The organism is Duganella sp. Root1480D1 (genome assembly GCF_001427305.1).
In the GTDB taxonomy this organism is placed as follows: Bacteria; Pseudomonadota; Gammaproteobacteria; order Burkholderiales; family Burkholderiaceae_D; genus Rugamonas.
On sequence record NZ_LMFZ01000002.1, the window covers coordinates 216,872 to 234,106 of the forward strand.

Annotated in this window: 14 protein-coding genes and 1 tRNA gene; 3 read left to right on the forward strand and 12 right to left on the reverse strand. The window is 59.8% G+C overall.

Features of this window, described 5'->3' with window-relative positions; translation table 11 throughout:
- Positions 1 to 17: 17 nt before the first annotated feature.
- The 7 genes from ASD58_RS04405 to ASD58_RS04435 all read right to left on the reverse strand — a co-directional run bounded on the left by ASD58_RS04405 (position 18) and on the right by ASD58_RS04435 (position 8,440).
- The gene (locus tag ASD58_RS04405; protein ID WP_057259886.1) at positions 18 to 536 is read right to left on the reverse strand and encodes a nitrous oxide reductase accessory protein NosL; all 519 of its coding nucleotides are present in this window, start codon (positions 534 to 536) and stop codon (positions 18 to 20) included.
- A complete protein-coding gene (locus ASD58_RS04410) occupies positions 533 to 1,357 on the reverse strand; it encodes an ABC transporter permease (RefSeq protein ID WP_057259887.1) in 825 nt (274 codons plus the stop codon). Before ASD58_RS04410 ends, ASD58_RS04405 begins: the two co-directional genes overlap by 4 nt.
- A complete protein-coding gene (locus tag ASD58_RS04415; protein ID WP_057259888.1) occupies positions 1,341 to 2,261 on the reverse strand; it encodes an ABC transporter ATP-binding protein in 921 nt (306 codons plus the stop codon). The genes ASD58_RS04410 and ASD58_RS04415 overlap by 17 nt, the downstream gene beginning before the upstream one ends.
- On the reverse strand, positions 2,242 to 3,474 hold the full coding sequence (locus ASD58_RS04420) for a nitrous oxide reductase family maturation protein NosD (RefSeq protein WP_156401154.1): 1,233 nt from the start codon (positions 3,472 to 3,474) through the stop codon (positions 2,242 to 2,244). Before ASD58_RS04420 ends, ASD58_RS04415 begins: the two co-directional genes overlap by 20 nt.
- Before the next feature lie 55 nt (positions 3,475 to 3,529).
- On the reverse strand, positions 3,530 to 5,695 hold the full coding sequence (locus ASD58_RS04425; RefSeq protein ID WP_057259890.1) for a 4Fe-4S binding protein: 2,166 nt from the start codon (positions 5,693 to 5,695) through the stop codon (positions 3,530 to 3,532).
- A 21-nt stretch (positions 5,696 to 5,716) separates the two neighbouring features.
- Positions 5,717 to 7,645: a TAT-dependent nitrous-oxide reductase gene (gene nosZ / locus ASD58_RS04430; protein WP_057259891.1), complete on the reverse strand. Its 1,929-nt coding sequence runs from the start codon at positions 7,643 to 7,645 to the stop codon at positions 5,717 to 5,719.
- A 147-nt stretch (positions 7,646 to 7,792) separates the two neighbouring features.
- A complete protein-coding gene (locus tag ASD58_RS04435; protein WP_057259892.1) occupies positions 7,793 to 8,440 on the reverse strand; it encodes a glutathione S-transferase family protein in 648 nt (215 codons plus the stop codon).
- A gap of 114 nt (positions 8,441 to 8,554) precedes the next feature.
- Here ASD58_RS04435 and ASD58_RS04440 point away from each other — a divergent pair, with 114 nt between their 5' ends.
- Complete coding sequence (locus tag ASD58_RS04440) at positions 8,555 to 9,136, forward strand: TetR/AcrR family transcriptional regulator (protein WP_057259893.1); 582 nt, start codon at positions 8,555 to 8,557, stop codon at positions 9,134 to 9,136.
- On the opposite strand, the gene ASD58_RS04445 is transcribed toward ASD58_RS04440, so the two are convergent.
- Positions 9,133 to 9,714, reverse strand: a complete 582-nt coding sequence (locus ASD58_RS04445) for a DJ-1/PfpI family protein (protein WP_057259894.1) — start codon at positions 9,712 to 9,714, stop codon at positions 9,133 to 9,135. The genes ASD58_RS04440 and ASD58_RS04445 overlap by 4 nt on opposite strands.
- A 140-nt stretch (positions 9,715 to 9,854) precedes the next feature.
- On the opposite strand from ASD58_RS04445, the gene ASD58_RS04450 reads away from it, so the two are divergent.
- Positions 9,855 to 10,790 (forward strand): GlxA family transcriptional regulator, encoded by a 936-nt coding sequence (locus ASD58_RS04450; RefSeq protein ID WP_057259895.1) that lies wholly within the window; start codon positions 9,855 to 9,857, stop codon positions 10,788 to 10,790.
- 83 nt (positions 10,791 to 10,873) lie between these two features.
- Positions 10,874 to 11,794 (forward strand): alpha/beta fold hydrolase, encoded by a 921-nt coding sequence (locus ASD58_RS04455; protein WP_057259896.1) that lies wholly within the window; start codon positions 10,874 to 10,876, stop codon positions 11,792 to 11,794.
- Positions 11,795 to 11,813: 19 nt separating this feature from the next.
- On the opposite strand, the gene ASD58_RS04460 is transcribed toward ASD58_RS04455, so the two are convergent.
- The 4 genes from ASD58_RS04460 to rpoD all read right to left on the reverse strand — a co-directional run bounded on the left by ASD58_RS04460 (position 11,814) and on the right by rpoD (position 17,089).
- Positions 11,814 to 13,304 (reverse strand): hypothetical protein, encoded by a 1,491-nt coding sequence (locus ASD58_RS04460; RefSeq protein WP_156401148.1) that lies wholly within the window; start codon positions 13,302 to 13,304, stop codon positions 11,814 to 11,816.
- An 8-nt stretch (positions 13,305 to 13,312) separates the two neighbouring features.
- Complete coding sequence (locus ASD58_RS04465) at positions 13,313 to 14,566, reverse strand: hypothetical protein (RefSeq protein ID WP_156401149.1); 1,254 nt, start codon at positions 14,564 to 14,566, stop codon at positions 13,313 to 13,315.
- Between the two features lie 157 nt (positions 14,567 to 14,723).
- Positions 14,724 to 14,802: transfer RNA gene (locus tag ASD58_RS04470), tRNA-Ile, on the reverse strand.
- 43 nt (positions 14,803 to 14,845) lie between these two features.
- The gene (rpoD, locus tag ASD58_RS04475; RefSeq protein ID WP_057259899.1) at positions 14,846 to 17,089 is read right to left on the reverse strand and encodes an RNA polymerase sigma factor RpoD; all 2,244 of its coding nucleotides are present in this window, start codon (positions 17,087 to 17,089) and stop codon (positions 14,846 to 14,848) included.
- Positions 17,090 to 17,235 lie beyond the last annotated feature (146 nt).

Sequence of the window (17,235 nt, forward strand, 5' to 3'; positions counted from 1 at the left end):
GGTGGGTGAAAAACTACTTAGCGCATGGAGTCGTCATGCGCATCGTGGGCCGGCTTGGTGCCAAGTTTGAGCACGTCCGGCTTGATCTGGTTGTAAGCGAGTACGCGGCCGCCTTCGCGGGCGGCGAAGGCTTGTGCATCTTCCTTGCTGGCGAAGGTGCCGATGGTTGGCCCCATGGCGCCCTGGGCGCGGCTGTCGAGGACATAAAACGCATTGCGGGCCTCGATCCAATGCCCGCGCGGCTTGCTCCAGTCGGCCTTGCCCATGTCCTGCACGTAGCTGGCGCCGATGCCGCGCTGGCCATCCTCGCCGAACAGGACTTCAAACAATTCCGCCAGGCTGCAGAAATAGTCGATGCGGCCATCCTTGAACACGATTTGCGCCTTGGGGCCGGGATAATCCTTGAGGCTCATGCCATCCAGCGCACAGGCCGCGTCCTCCGCCGGCTCGCCTGCTGCCAGGGAACGCGCTGCATCGCCGCAAGCGGCCAGCAACAGCAGCACCGCAATGGCGGCGGCATTTCGCTTGAACTTCATTTGAATCTCCAGGTGGCAATGGCGAAGGGAACGGCAATCCATGCCAGCATTGCGCCGGCCAGCAGGCCCGGGTTGGTCATATGCTCCGGCATCACGGTGGCCAGGCCGTACAGCCCTTGCACCTGCTCGGAGCTGAAGATATTCAGCAGGCGGAACACGTCGGCAGGGTTCAGCATCAGCAAGGCACCGAAAACGCTGCTGTCCAGGGCACCCTGCGACAGCACCAGCACGCCCATCAGCACCATGTCGAACACCAGCACGAACAGGAACCACAGGCCAATAGCCAGTCCGCTGGCGCGGATGCGGTTGTGCGCCAGCACCGACAGGCACAGCGACATGCTGAGGAAGGCCAGTCCCAGCAGGATGGCGCTGCCGGCAAAGCCGAAGAAATGCATGGCATCGCGCGCATCGAGCTGGTTGGAGAGAGCCAGCAGGGCCACGCCGAAACCCAGCGCGGTCGAAGCCGCCAATGCTGCGGCCAAGCCGGCGAACTTCCCGAGCAGCAGTTCAAAGCGCGTAATCGGCAGCGACAGCAGCAGCTCCAGTGAACCGCGTTCGCGCTCGCCGACAATCGCGTCGTAGCCAAGCAGCAGCGCAATCAGCGGCACCAGGTAAGTAACAAGGCTGGACAGGCTGACGATGGTGACGTCGATGCCCCGATAGCCGACGCTGCCCTGCTGCGCCATGCCGAACCAGGCAATTGCCAGCGCAAACACGGCAAATACCAGCGCCACCGCCAGCACCCAGCGGTTGCGCAGGCGGTCGCGGAATTCACGCGAAGCGATAGTGGCCGCCGCCGACCAGTCAAGCCGCGCGCGCATGACGGCCTCCCATGCCGAAGAACAGGTCTTCCAGCGACGGTTCATGGATCGCCACATCGTCGACGGAGTCGCTGAGGGTGGAAATGAGCTGCAACATTTGCATCTTCTGCCGCGGCGCGCAGGGAACGCGGATGCAATCGCGCTCCACTCGCACCTGGTGGCCGCGCAGCGCGGCAATCACGCGGCCGGTTCCGCCTGCGCGCGCCACCAGCCGGATTTCCGCCGGCATGGCCGCACCGGCGCGCAACTGCGCCAGCGTGCCTTGCGCCGCAATGCGGCCGCCGCTCAGGATCACCAGTTCATCGACGCGTTCCTGGATTTCGGCCAGGATGTGCGAGGTGATGACAATGGTCGCGCCTTGCTCGCGGAGCTGGTGCAGGATGCGGTAGAAATCGTGGATGCCGTCCGGGTCCAGGCCATTGGTCGGCTCGTCGAGGAACACCAGTTCCGGTGCGCCGAGCAGCAGTTGTGCAAAACCCAGGCGTTGGCGCATGCCCTTGGAATACCCGCCAACACGACGGTCCGCCGCCGCCGACAGGCCAACCCGCTCCAGCACGTTGCCGCAGGCGCTGCGCGCCACTTTCTTCAAGTCGGCGAACAGGTGCAGCAGCTCCATGCCGGTCAGATTGTCGTAGGCGACAAAGCTCTCCGGCAGGTAGCCGATGCGGCGCCGCACATCACGAAATGCGCCGTCACTGGTCCGCACGCCGCAGATGCGCACTTCGCCGGAACTCGGCTCCAGCAAGCCAAGCATCATCTTGAACAAAGTACTCTTTCCGGCCCCGTTATGCCCGATCAGGCCCACCATGCGGCCCCGTCCCACGGCCAGGTCGACGCCATCGACCGCCAGCAGCGATCCATAGCGCCGGCCCACGGCGCGCAAGTCAATCAGCTTGTCGTCCATGCCATTTTCTCCAATCAGTATTCCAGGGCTGCATGCGGGGGTGCTTATCGATCACGCTCGGTGCGCGCAGCAAGGGGAATTGCCGCGACACGAAGCGCAGCGTTTGTACGGCGGGGCTGCTAAGCAGGAGCTTGAGCAACGGGTATTGCCAGTGCAGGCGGTCGACCACGTCGTTGGCCTGGTACAGGACGTCGCCGTTACCATCGTTGTCCTGATCCCAACCGCTGTAATTGCTCCAGTAGTTACCTTTGCTGCGGCCCCATTCGACGTCTTTCGACGCCACGAATTTGACCTGTTCTGCATTGTGGATAAAGTCGTTTCCATCCACAGCGTTATTGCTCGATCCAGCCGTCAGGTGAACGCCGGTGCGGTTGCCGATCACCAGGTTGCCGCGCAGGGTATTGAATTCGGCGTCGTAAATGAAGAAGCCGCGCCCATTGCCGGACACGATATTGTTCTCAATAACCGAATCCTGGATGGTGCGCAGCATGATGCCGTGGTCCTCGTTGCCCCAGGCGACGTTGTTGCGCACCGTGAGGTTGCGCACCTCCATCAGCGCCAATCCGCCACGGCTCTGGTACACGGTATTGCCTTCCCACGAGCTGTTATGGGTGTTCATATAGTGCGTGCCATAGCGCACGTGGTGCACCGTATTGCCACGGAACGTAGCGCGGCGCGAGTAGTCGACGTAAATGCCGTCTCGCACATAGCTGATGGTGTTGTCGATCACCTGGGTGTCATCGGTGTTGTAGACCTGGATGCCGTTGCCGCGCAATTGCGACATCAGGTCGCGGCGGCCGGTGACCAGGTTTCCTTGCAGGACGGCGTCGCGCGATTGTTCCAGCCAGATGCCAAACAGGTTGGTGACAAGGTCGCAGTTGGCGATGACGACACGGTCGGAGCCCGGCATCACGTAAATTCCGGCATTCTGCGACCCGAGGTCAGTGCCGCTATCGCGCACGATCAGGCCGCGGATCGACACGTCGGCAGACTTGATGCGAATCACGTCGCCCGCGTAGCCGGCAGCGATAGTCGGCTTGCCGATGCCCTCCAGGCGCAATGGCTTGTCGATCAGAATGCGTTCTTTGTAAATGCCGGCCATGACCTGGACGGTGTCGCCGGGGTGCGCCTTGCCGACGGCAGCGGCAACCGATTCGCCCGCGCGTACCTGCAGCACGGCCGCGTGTGCGCCTGCCGGGCCGGGAGCCAGCATCGCGCTCAACGTCGCGGCCAGGGCGGCCGCGCAAACCCTGAGGACACTCATGGTTTTACCCTGCCTTCCTTTTCAGCTCACTGCGAACCGCATTCAGCGAAATAAAGTAGCCGCGTTCGTCGATGGGCGTAAGCGGCTGGCCGTTCTTCTCGCGCGTCTTGCGTTCCTTGGCCAGCGGAGGGCAGGCATGGTCGTCGTAGTACATGACCATGCAGTCCAGGCAAAGCAGGCATTCCTTCTGGTCGATGCGGCCCTGCGCATCGATCGCATGCGATCCGCAGCCCTTGGCGCAGGCGGTGCAGGTCACGCACTCCTGCTTGCGCTTCAAGCCAAACAGGCGGAAGAAGCTCGGCACGGCCAAGCCTGCGCCCAGCGGGCAAATGTATTTGCAGTAAGGGCGCTCGCTCAGGATCGAAATCCCGAGGATGACCGCCACGAAGGCGGTGAACGGCCAGCCGCGGTTCAAAACGCCGACCAGGAAGGTCGTTTTGAATGGCTCAATCTCCGCCAGGTGTTCGGCCAGCTCCATCGAGTAGAAGGAGACGCCGACCAGCACAGCGAACACGCCGTACTTCACCCACTTCAACTTGTCATGCACACGCTTCGGCAGCAGGCCCTGGAATCGGCCCAGGCCGATCAACGTGCCAAGCTTGTACGCCAGATGCTGCAGCGAACCGAATGGGCATAGCCAGCCGCAGAACAGGCCGCGGCCCCACAGCACCACGGTGACCACCATGAACCACCAGAAGATGAAGATGAACGGATCGGACAGGAACAGTTCCCACTTCCACTGGTATATCAGGGAATGGAACCAGGTCATTACCTGGGTGATCGATGGCTGCGCTTTCAGGTACAGGCCGAAGAAGCCCACCGCGATCACCCACAGGATGGTGCGCGGAATGCTGATCAGCGGCTTGCTCTTGCGATTGGATGCGCGCACCAGCCGGTCGCGCTGTGAGTACAGCGCGGCAGTCGCCAGCAACGCCAGCACGAACAAGGCGATTTCACCTTTGCGCGCTAGCCAGGCCGATTTCCATGCAGACACCGGACGCTCGACTTTGGGACGGCCGCCTTCCAAGTAGCGCGCCGGCGTCCAATACTCCTCGTCGAAGTGCACGAACACCTTGGCGTGGGTTTGCATGTCCAGCTTATTGGCCAGCAGGCTCAGTTGCCACGGCCAGGCTGGATTGAAATTTGCAGAACGGACGATGAAGATTGCCGACTCCTGGTACTCCGGTACGTCGGCCGGTTCCAGGTGATACAGGTTCAGGTAGTCGGTATCGCGGAAAGTAAAGCGGTCCGCATCCTGGCGCACCTGAATGCGGTCGTAGATGCCGCCTCGCACGAAGCCTGAACCCTTGAACGATTCCAGGCCGGTGCCGATGATGAAGATCGCATGTTCGTCGTCCTTCAGGTCCTGCATCAGGCGCTGGTAATTGCGCTCGCCGAGCAGGCTGATGCCGACGGTCGGCACATTCAGGTAGCCGAAATGCAGGTCCATATAGGGCTTGCCGCCGGAAGGCAAGCCGACATCCGCGCTTTCCACGCGCATGTGCTGGACCGCGCCCTCCTTGACGAGCGCGGTCCAGTCCAGACGTTCGCGCAGCGGTGTGAAATGAGCGCGCGGTTTGACCATCCCCTTGAAGATGCCAACCTGCTTGCCAATCTCATACGCGCTTTGCGCAATGGTCTGGTTCTCGGCTATGGCAGTAACGGTGGCCCCGCTGATCGCATCAAGATCACCACCATCACGTCCAAGGCCGAGTTCCAGCTTGGCGTCGCCGGGCTTGCCCAGGTACTGGCGGACGAATTTCGTCAGCACAGTTTCGGGAATGCCCGCCAACAAAATTGGTTCGGAGTGCTTCAGGATACGCACCCCGGTAATCAAGCCTTGGGAATCCATGCCGATCAGCGTGATGACCGGCTTCCCGGAGTAAGCCGGAATATCCACCACGTCGGTGGACAGGAACACATAGCCCACCACCTTCTGCTTGCCCTGCTCCAGCGCGTAGCCCTCAACGTAGGCCGGTGCGCCTTTGCGCTTGGAAAACGCCGTCGCAGCAGGCAGCACGTCGCTGCATGGCGCATCGGCACACAAATCGGAACCACCCATCAACCCCGCGGACAGCACGGTGTCGTACATCGAAGCGGCCGAGGCGGGCGCTGCGCACACCATCGCAAGCAGCGCCGCCCAAAGCAGGGAAATCAGTCGATACAGCATGGATAAACCACCCTCGCGGGCTTAAGCCTCCACCAGGAAGCGGCTGCGCATTTCCAGGTGCAGTGCGTGGCAGAAGTGCGTGCAATACATCCAGAACGCGCCGGCATGGTCAGCCTTGAAGGTGACCGACTTGGTCTCCTGCGGGTTGACGATGAAGTTGATGTTGTAGGTCGGGATCGCGCAACCGTGGGTCAGGTCTTCCACCTTATCGTGGTTGGTCAGCGTGATCGTCACTTCATCACCCTTCTTCACTTTGATGACCGGCATGCTGAAGGCCGGCGCCTGGGACATCAGGCGCACATGCACCTTGTTGCCATTACGCGTAATACCTGCGTTGTCCGCTGTGACCTTGTTCGGGAAGTCGTCCATGTTGTAGATCTGGCGCGTCTTCACGATATCGCGGCGCATGATGATCGCATCGTGCGGTTCCGGATACGCCGTGTGGTCGGAGATGATCACCATCTTGTCGCCGGTGATGTCGATCAGCTGCTCCGTTTCGCTGTGCAGCGGGCCAACCGGCAGGAAGCGGTCCTTCGAGAACTTGTTGCCGGAGTTGAAGTACTTGCCATCCGCTTCCCTGGTTTCACCCATCGAAGCGTAACCGTGGCCAGGCTGGTAGTGCACGTCCACGCGGTCCAGCACCACTTTGACTGACTTGTCGCCCTTGAACTGCGCGATCGCCGCAGCCACATTCCACTTGACGATCTGGCTGTCCAGGAACAGGGTGGTAAAGGCGTTGCCCTTGCCGTCGAAGGCGGTATGCAATGGGCCCAGGCCGATTTCCGGCTCCGCCACGACTGCATCGCGCTCGGTCTTCAGTTCACCGTCAAACCACTTGGCAACCAGCGCCACCTCGATCACGGTCGCAGTCGGCGACAGCTTGCCGGAGCAGACCATGTACTTGCCATCCGGCGAAGCGTTGACGCCGTGCGGGTTCTTGCCGACCGGGACATAGCAGGTCACCGATGTCTTCGGATCCGGGTTGGCCGCCTTGCGGCCGTCAACCACAGGCACTTTCGACGAACCGATGGTAGTGAACTTGCCGGCCTTGACCAGCGCTTCGATACGCGCCACGTCGAAGAACACGCAGGCATCGCGCTCGGCAGCCATCATGCCCGCCTGGTCAGGGGCGTTTTCGGTGTTGTACTGGTTGGAACAGGCAAAGCGGCCGTCGTAGGAAGTGGCCACCAGGTCCATATTGCCATCGACGCGCACCTGCCAACGCACGTCCATGGTTTCCGCATCCACGCAGGTGAACAGCGAGCCCCACTTGGACGGATCGTCCAGGTCACGGCCATCGTTCGGGAATGGGATGGCAAATTCGGCGCCGCAGAATACGCGGGTGGTGTGGTTGATCGACTTGTCGACCGGGTCGCACTTGTCAGGGAAGGTGCCATGGAAACCCATCACGTTCGGCAGTTCGGTGATTTTGTCGCACTCCATGGTGTCCATGCGGATGCGGGCCAGGCGCGAGTGGATCTTATCGTTCACCCACAGGAAGCGGCCATCGTAGGTGCCGTTCTTGTAGCTGCCATGCACGTGGTGGGTGTCGCCAGTGGTGTATTTCAGGCTGCCGTCGGCCTTGGTGCCGATGATGGCCTTGGATTCGTTGGTGATACCCCAACCAACCATAGGATCGATATTGAAAACAGGGATACGGCGCAAAGTTCGCCCGGAAGGAACGCCCATAATGCGCGCCTCGCCGGAGTGGCCGCCGCTGGAGAACAGGTAATAGTCATCCAACTGGCCTGGCTCCACGTGCGCCTTGCTAGCGCCGTGCGACTTGCCCGCAGCTGCTGCCGATGCCGAAGCAGAACCGGGCGCCCCCGCACCGTTCTCCTTGCAGCCTGCCAGCACGCCAGCGCCGGCCAAGCCTAACGCAGCACTCTTACCCAGGAATCGACGGCGGCTATTTGCCGGCGCGTCATTTACCTCATGATCGCTACCCATGTTTCAATACTCCTACTCTGTGTTATTCCAGAGCAGGACTGTACGGACTAACGATCAAAAAAGAATTGACTCAGGTCAAGCGCATGAATAATCCATCGATTCGCCCTGCAAATAGGGGGGCACATTGCCGGGGGCGCGCGGCCAGCGTCAGGCTGCCGCCTTCTCGGCCGAATACAGCGCCACCTGTGCCGCCATTGCCCTTGCGTAGGCCGGCCGCGCCATGCAGCGTGCCTGGTAGGCGCTGACTGCCGGGAATTGCTCCATCAGGCCACTCGACTCCAGCAGGCGCAATACGGTCGACATCATGATGTCGGCCACGCTGAACGTGCCGGCCAGGTATTCGCAACCGGACAGCCATCCCTCCAGGTCGCCCAGGCGGCGCTTCGCCATTGCTTCCAGCCCTGGACGGCGAGCCTCGACCCACGCCTCTCCCGCATGGAACACATCCAGCTCGGCGAAGGCGCCGAAATACGGTTCAACCGAGTTCAATGCCGCGTAGAGCCACATCTCCGCCAACTGGCGCTCGCGTTCACCGGAGGGCATCAATCCCAATTTGTCGCCAAGATGGCGCAGGATTGCCCCCGACTCGAAGATCGATTGCTCGCCATCCAGCAGCAGCGGCACTTGTCCAAAAGGCTGCTGCTGGCGATAGGTGGACGATATCTGCTCATCCGGGCCAATGGTCTTTACCGAGTACGGCTGGCCCGCCTCCTCCATCGCCCAGCGCACGCGCAAGTCGCGCACGTAACCAACAGCGAAATCCGGAACGGAACGCAAAGTAACCAGGGTGTACATGTTTGTCTCCTCAGGGTTGGGTGTGAACATGTGGCCAGATTACGGGGATACATAATATGTTCAAGAACATATTTTGAATCGGACGCATAATGCCGACCAGGGAGGAGACAAGCCATGCCATACACCGCAGAGCACAAGGAACGCACCCGCGCCAAGATCGTCGAATCGGCACGCAAGCTATTCAACCGCCACGGCTTCGAACAGGTATCGATCGAAACCATCATGTCCGAAGCCGGCCTGACGCGCGGTGGTTTCTACAACCACTTTGAAAGCAAGGATGAGCTGTATGCGGCGGCCGTGGCCAGCTTTGCCACCTGCAACCCCTTCCGCAAGGATGTAGCCAGCGCGCCCGCGAACGACCCGCGCGACATGGCGCACCGCCTGGTCAACCTTTACCTGAGCGACGAAGTACTGGAAGATATCGAGAACCATTGTCCACTGTACGCACTACCCGGCGACGTGGCACGCGCCGGCCTGTCGCCGCAACGCGCTTATACGGACCTGATCCGCAACCTGACGCGCATCTACCAGCACGCGTTAAAGGATTTCAGCGATGGTGAACAACGCGCCCAGGCGATTGTGGCGCTGTGCGTCGGCGGCATGGTACTGGCCCGCACCACCGACGATCCTACGCTGCGCAAATCCCTGCGCACGTCAGCCCGCCAGCAAGCCTTAATGCTGCTGGGGGCGAATTAGGGCTTGATCTCGGTACCCAGGACCTTGAGGAACTGTGCCATCCACTGCGGATGCGCAGGCCACGCCGGCGCCGTGACGAAATTGCCGTCTGTGACCGCCTGGTCCATTTCAACCGAAACATACTCGCCGCCAGCGGAGCGTACTTCCGGTGCGCACGCAGGATAGGCGGAAATACGCTTGCCCTTGATGACGTCTGCCGCAGTCAGTATCTGTGCAGCGTGGCAGATCGCTGCAATCGGCTTTCCCGCCTTGGCGAATTCCTGCACCGTCTCCAGCACACGAGGATTCAGGCGCAAATACTCCGGCGCCCGGCCGCCCGCAATCATCAGCGCGTCGTAAGCCGAGACACGCGCCTCATCAAAGCTCGCATTCAGCGCGAACTGATGGCCAGGCTTTTCGGTATAAGTCTGGTCCCCTTCAAAATCGTGGATCGCGGTCTTGATCTTCTCGCCCGCTTTCTTGCCGGGGCAAACCGCATGCACGGTATGCCCAACCATCTGCAGCGCCTGGAACGGCACCATGGTTTCATAGTCTTCCGCAAAATCGCCGGTCAAAAACAGGATCTTCTTGATTGCCATTCCAATCTCCTTGTTCAACTTGCATGACGAAATACGCTCACACGAGGTAGCGCGATTGACGAGCATAACACCGGAAGCCTGCGCACGCCGCCCATGGCGCGTATGATCAAAATACCTCCTTTTACGCCACAGGTTTCATTGTGCTGAAAATCGGCTTCCTGCTGCCGCCGGGCTTCCAGATCATGGGACTGGCCGCCGCCTCCGCTTTTGAACTGGCCAACACCACAGCGCGCGAGCGCCTGTACCAGATTGGTTTCTATTCCGCGCTCGGAGGCCCGGTCGTGAACTCGTTCGGCGCTTCAGTGGAAACCCAGCCGCTGGCCCGGCGCCGGCTGGATACCCTGATCGTCTGCGGCCTGGTTGCCCCGGCGCCAACCGACTCGCAGACACTTGACCGCTTGCGCGCAGCTTCCAGGCTTGCCCGCCGCACCGCATCCGTCTGCACCGGCACATTCCTGCTCGGCGAAGCAGGCCTGATCGACGGCAAGCACGTTACAACGCACTGGCTGTTCGCCCGCGAACTGCAACTGCAATTCCCTGCCGCGAAAGTCGATGCAGACCGCATCTTTATCAACGATGGCGCAGTCTGGACTTCCGCCGGCATGAGCACCGGCATCGACCTTGCGCTCGGCCTGATTGAAGCCGATTACGGCGCCGAATTAGCAGCATCCGTGGCGAAAAAACTGGTGGTCTACCATCGCCGCGCCGGCGGCCAGTCGCAGCATTCCGCACTGCTGCAACTTGGCGCGAAGTCCGACCGCATCCAACGCGTGCTCGAATACGCGCGCAATAACCTGGACTCCGGGCTATCGGTGCAGGAGCTGGCTGGCGTCGCCCACCTCAGCCCACGCCAGTTCAGCCGCGCCTTCACCACAGAAACAGGGCAGTCGCCTGCCAAGGCGATCGAACATCTGCGGTTGGAAGCTGCTCGCCTGATGATCGAGCAAAGCCGGCACACCATCGAAGAAATCGCCGTAGAGACAGGCTTCATCGACACGGAGCGCATGCGGCGTGCCTTCCTGCGTGCCTTCGGCCAGCCGCCGCAAGCACTGCGCCGCATAGCGCGCATGTCCTGAAAGGAGGTATTTACGACATTTACGCCATCGGCTGTGGATCCTATATTGAAGGCATCTCGAAACCTTCGCCAAGGAACACCAATATGTCCGCGCTCAAGAAATCAATCGCCGCTGCTGTCAGCACCCTTGCATTGGCCAACGCCTCCGCTCAAGAAATCGGCAATATACAACTCAGCCCCGATATCACCTTGCGCCGGATGGTCGTCAAAAATCCCGCCGCCAAGGGCACAGTCCTGTTCCTGCACGGCTTTCCGGAAACGATGCTGACCTGGCGAGACCTCGCCCTGGACCTTGGCCGCGATTACGAAGTCCACGCTTTCGACTGGCCAGGTTATGGCCAATCGTCCCGCCCCGCCACAGACAAATTCGCCTATGCCCCGCAGGACTATGCGCAGGTCGTAAAGACCTACATCGACAAGGCCGGCATCGACAAATCAAAGCTTGTGATTTACGCCACCGACATCGGCGCCCTGCCCCCCTTGCTACTCGCGTTGGCGCAGCCGGATATCGCAAAGAAAATCATTGTCGGCGATTTTGCACCGTTCGACCGGCCGCAGTACATGTCCGATCGCCTGCGCAGCCTGAAAGCGCCTCAAACCGCCGAAGCGACCCGCAACGCAATCAACCAGAACCGTGACGAGATCATCGAAAATACCTTCCGTCGCGGGCTGGACGCCAGCGAGCAATTCAATGTGCCCGCAGAGTTCAAGGCAGACATGCTGGCCGGCTGGCAGCAGGGAAGCCTGAGTACGGGCGACGCCTTCTACCACTACTACTCTCACTTCACCCGCGACCAGCAGTATTTCGAGGCCAACCTGGCACGCCTGGAGACGCCGGTCCAGGTGGTGTGGGGCGAGAGGGACATCTACATCGACAAAAAGATGGGCGAAGAATTCGCAGCCAAGTCAGGCAAGCCGTTCGCTGTCCTGTCCAGGCTTGGCCACTATCCCCACCTGCAAGCGCCGCAACAGATCAGCCTCGAAATCCATGCCGCATTCAATTGAACCGGCAGCTCGGTCGGCGTTAGTGGCGAGTGCCTGTCGCAACGAACGACAAGGACAGCTTGCCACCGTTCTTGCTGCCGCAGCTGCGCTTGGCCTGCTCGGGCGACAGTGTGCCGGTTAAGGAGGCCTCGCGGGGCGCCCCTTTCAGTGGCAGCAAAAGGGTCATCTCGGCGCCGTCGTACATGACAAGCTGCGGCATCTCCTTGCCATCTGGTCCTTCAGGATTAACGACATCCACTTCAACGGCATGCCCATTGATACTGAAGCGGCACTCGCCCGCACGCTGCTCATAAACGAAATCGAAAGAATGCTCACCCTTCTTGTCGATATTGATGCGGCCAAAGGTCAAGGAATGCTCAACGCCGCCCACCGTCTGGCTGAGTCGCGTGTCGCCTCCTATCGCACCCGAATGCCAGGCCAGCTTGCCGGCAGCATCCGTGGAGACAACCAACCACTGGCCCGGACTGGTAGCCGCGAGTAAGGGCTCACCCTGCCCCAGTTGCAGAGGGGTTTCTTTCCCGTTGGCCGGTGAAATCAGGACCAGCTCCGCCAACTTGCGCTTCTCATCGCAAGGCTTGCGCAAGGCCAGCACGTCCGCGCCATATTCAGCAAGCGAACTCGTTTCGCAGAATTTGCTTGGGAAGCTGTTCAGCGAAACCTGTTTGCCCTCGGCACTGGTGACGGCCAGCGTCGACCCGTTTTCCCCATACCCAAGCGAGTAGATCGCTCCTTGCTGGGAAATGCCAGCCACCACATTGCGCGGATCTTTTTTGAACGGACGCATGCTCCACGCATAGCCACCGTTTGCCAGGATTCGCGAATTTGCATAGGCGTCGAGCCAACCATCCTTCACCACTTTCGCAGCGACGAATGGCCCGGCAACGTGCACGTTCTCGCCTACGAAGCGTGCCTCGGCACCGCTTATGAAGGCACCTGTCTTCCGGACATTCAGCTTTCCCTCGTTCAGGCGCCGGTCCAACGCCAGCGTATAGAAAGAGAAATACTCAGAGGCGTCATCCTCGTCTTTGATATAGCCCGCAACTTGCACGCCATTGGCGGACACGCCCAACGCATGGCCGTAACGATTACGTCCCTCGATAGCAAGCTTCTTCTTGCCAAGCAGTTTCCCCTGCAGGTTGAACTGGTACAGGTAGACCAGCCCCTGGTTCAGCGAGCGCGGAAGTTGCGTGTCCACGTTCGCCAGCAGGTAGACATGGTCGCCATCGATCGCGCATTGCACTGGATGCAGTGACGCGTAATCCTCGGGCACCGCGATGTGCGCCTGCGCGATGACGGTATCTCGCTTCAGGTCAAGCAGCAACAACTCGCCGGTACTCTGCATCGATTCAGGGTCAAAGCGCGACCCAGCCAGGCAAGCGCGCGAACTATCGGCGGCAAAACCAACGTGCCTCGGCGAAAATTTCTTGCTACTAAGAGGAAGGGATGCGGCCATTGCATTGGCGAATACAAGACCAGCCAGGGTGGTTCCAAAAAATCTGATGATATGCATGATGAATCTTATTGGTTTGCAGGATAGCGTGCGAGTGTGCGAATCAGGGATCCCTGTTCAAACGCTTCGACGCTCACAGTAACGGTTGGCGTTACAAACTGATTGGCTTCGACGCTCTCGTGAGAATGCTCTCCGGCTTCAACAATTTCCAGCCGACGCGCCTTGAGCCGATTGCGAAGTTCACCCACAACCTTTTCGGGTGGCGCATCGAGCACCAAATGGTAAGCAGAACCATTTCCCGACGTTGCATACAGAAGCCTGTTCACGTTTGAACCGAAGGCCTGCACCGGTTTGGATGGGCGGTAGACATGAGCCCCGGCGCATTGGCAATGTTCATATGCTTCGTCTTCCGGATCCCGGCGCCAGCCATCAAGACAGGCAATACTGGTGCTGCCAAAACAGTTTCGGTAGCCTTGGCTGGCATCAAGAAACAGCTCTTCGAGAGCAGTCGCCGCGCTGCGGTTAATTTCCATTGGTGCCCTCCGGGCCAGGTCCCATTGACCGGTGGGCGTTACTTGCCACTTGAATTGGGCATCAAACCATGGATGAATTTGCCCCAAGTGGCCGCTCGTTTGCACCGCTTCCGGAACGCGGGGCATATCTGGCAGGGGAATCGGTTCGCCAATATTGCCCTTCGCGTCGACAACGACCACAACCGATGGTTCTGACAGGGAGTCCACATAGGCGAAGGCTTTCATGTCCGGGGTGAAGCCTGCCAGCCGATGAATCGATGGCCACGCCAGCCCTTTCGGTAGATTCGTCTTCTCAACCGGAAACGCTTTAAGAATGGATCCTTCGTACTTCTTGTCCTCGTCCTCGAAGTAGCGCAAGCCAGGGCCGATGGGTTCGCCAATCGACTTGATGTAAGTACCCATATCGATATGTTCGACAACAGCCTTCTGATTACGTTCGTAGACAAGGAAAAGCGGACTCTGGTCATCCGAGATATTGGCGTATTGCTGCGCAATGACTGCCGGCTGCCCAAGACCTTGCCATAAGCGGGCTGGCTCGCCCTTTTCGATCACAACCTTGCGCTTGTAGAGCACTCGGTCGTAGCGTTGTTGGAACGAGAGGATTCTCAGCCAATCAGTAGGAACGAATTCGATATGCAGGATCGTGAATGGGAGCTCCTGGGTAACAGACTCCACTGTTTCATCGTTTTCAAGCCACTCGGCATAGGGCCCTTCTGGCGGCCGGCCGCAGGCAGAAAGCAGGAGACAAAACGCTAGCAGCAATAGTCTGAACGGCAGGGGCAAGTGCATGAGGGAAATATTACCATCATGGCAATCACATCCCGTGCACGATAGAAACTCAACAGTACAACGGAGATACCCTGGCCAAGGCTAGGGATCGGCCAGTGGCACGGAAAACAAAAAGGGGTTACGAACGATCGTAACCCCTTTTTTGTTTTACGCTATTTGGTAGGCCCTCGCGGAGTCGAACCGCGCACCAAAGGATTATGAGTCCTCTGCTCTAACCAAGCATGAGCTAAGGGCCCTGAGAACCCGGCAGGATAGGGCCAGCGGCCCTATTCGTCAAGTTTAGTTACCTTCCAGGAAGCTCTTCAACTTGTCGGAGCGCGATGGGTGGCGCAACTTGCGCAATGCCTTGGCTTCGATCTGGCGAATACGTTCACGGGTCACGTCGAACTGTTTGCCGACCTCTTCCAGCGTGTGGTCGGTGGACATTTCGATACCGAAGCGCATGCGCAGCACCTTGGCCTCGCGTGGCGTGAGCGAATCCAGCACATCCTTCACGACACCGCGCATCGAGGCATGCAGCGCTGCGTCCGAAGGCGCCAGCGTGTTGTTATCCTCGATGAAGTCGCCCAGATGGGAATCGTCGTCGTCACCGATCGGCGTTTCCATCGAGATCGGCTCTTTCGCGATCTTCATGATCTTGCGGATCTTATCCTCCGGCATTTCCATCTTGATCGCCAGGGTTGCCGGATCCGGCTCGGCACCGGTCTCCTGCAGGATCTGGCGCGAGATCCGGTTCATCTTGTTGATCGTTTCGATCATGTGCACCGGAATACGGATGGTACGTGCCTGGTCGGCGATGGAACGCGTGATCGCCTGGCGGATCCACCACGTTGCATACGTGGAGAACTTGTAGCCGCGGCGGTACTCGAACTTGTCGACCGCCTTCATCAAACCGATATTGCCCTCCTGGATCAGGTCCAGGAATTGCAGGCCGCGGTTGGTGTACTTCTTCGCGATCGAGATCACCAGGCGCAAGTTAGCCTCGGTCATTTCACGCTTGGCCTTGCGCGCCTTCATTTCACCTGCCGCCATCTGGCGGTTGATGTTACGCAGGTCCGGCAGCGGCAGCACGACGCGTGCTTGCAGGTCGATCAGGCGCTGCTGCAGTTCCTTGATGGTCGGGATGTTACGGCCCAGGATCGCGCTATAAGCGTGGCCTGCGGCGACTTCGCCATCCACCCATTCCAGGTTGGTTTCGTTACCTGGGAAGACCTTGATGAAGTGGGCACGCGGCATGCCGCACTTGTTCACCGCCACGTCGAGGATCTGCTTCTCGATATGGCGCACCTCATCGACCTGGCCGCGCAGAGTGTCGCACAGCTTCTCCACCACTTTGGCGGTGAAGCGGATGCCCAGCAGCTCGCCGGAAATCGATTCCTGCGCCTTCAGGTAGGCTTTCGAATTGTAGCCATCCTTCTCGAAGGCCTTGCGCATGCGCTCGAACTGGTTGGCGATGTTGTCGAACTTTTCGAGGGAGAGCTGCTTCATCGCTTCCAGCTGTTCGGCGGTGTAACCGGCCGCGGCACCGCCAGGGCTGGCAGCTTCGTCCTCTTCTTCTTCGTCCTCTTCTTCCTCGTCGTCGTCCGACTCTTCTTCGTCGGAAGCGGCAGCTGCCGTGGCGATGTTTTCGCCTTCCTCATCAACCAGGCCGTCGACGATTTCGTCGATCTTGATCTCGTCGATGCGGATACGTTCGGAAGTGGCGAGGATCTCGGCGATCGTCACCGGGCAGGCGGAAATCGCCTGGATCATGTCGCGCAGGCCGTCTTCGATGCGCTTGGCGATTTCGATCTCGCCCTCGCGGGTCAGCAGCTCGACCGAACCCATTTCACGCATGTACATGCGGACCGGGTCGGTGGTGCGGCCGAAGTCGGAATCGACGGTGGACAGCGCGGCTTCCGCAGCAGCTTCGGCTTCGTCGTCGCTGGTGACAGTGGCAACGTTATCCGACAGCAGCAGGGTCTCGGCATCAGGCGCGTGTTCGTACACGGCGATGCCCATGTCATTGAAGGTGCCAATAATGCCTTCGATCGCTTCCGGATCGACGATATTTTCCGGCAGGTGGTCGTTGATTTCAGCGTAGGTGAGGAAGCCGCGCTCCTTGCCGAACTTGATCAGCGTCTTGAGCTTCTGGCGGCGGCGTTCGAGTTCCTCTTCCGTTGCCTCGGTGTCGGACGAGAAGGCATCTTTCAGCAATGCCTTTTCCTTGGCCTTGCGGTCTTTGGCTTTCGCCTTGTCCGCAGCCTTCATCTCGGCACGCTCAACAGCGTTCAGTGCTGCAACCTCGTCGTTTTCCGGCGTGAACTCCTTCGGCTTGCGGCCACGGCGTCCCGGCACCTTGACGGTTGGCAGCACATATCCGGAAGTATCGATGGCAGCCAGGGCGGCTGCGTCCGTTGTCTGACTAACCACCGGCGGCGCCGCGACGCGAGTTGCCGGTTTATTAGCCGACTTGGTCGCAGGCTTGGCGGTCACTTTGCGAGGCTTTTCAGCCGCTTTGGTTTCAGGTTTCTTTGCTGGCACAGGCGCTTTCCGGGAATAGTTAAGTCCACTACAAACCGCAACAACTACTACTGTAACTTACTGAAAACAAACGAAAAAACAGACCCGCTAAATATTGCAATATTTAGCATTTTATTATAGCACGCCACTTTACAATTACCAGACGG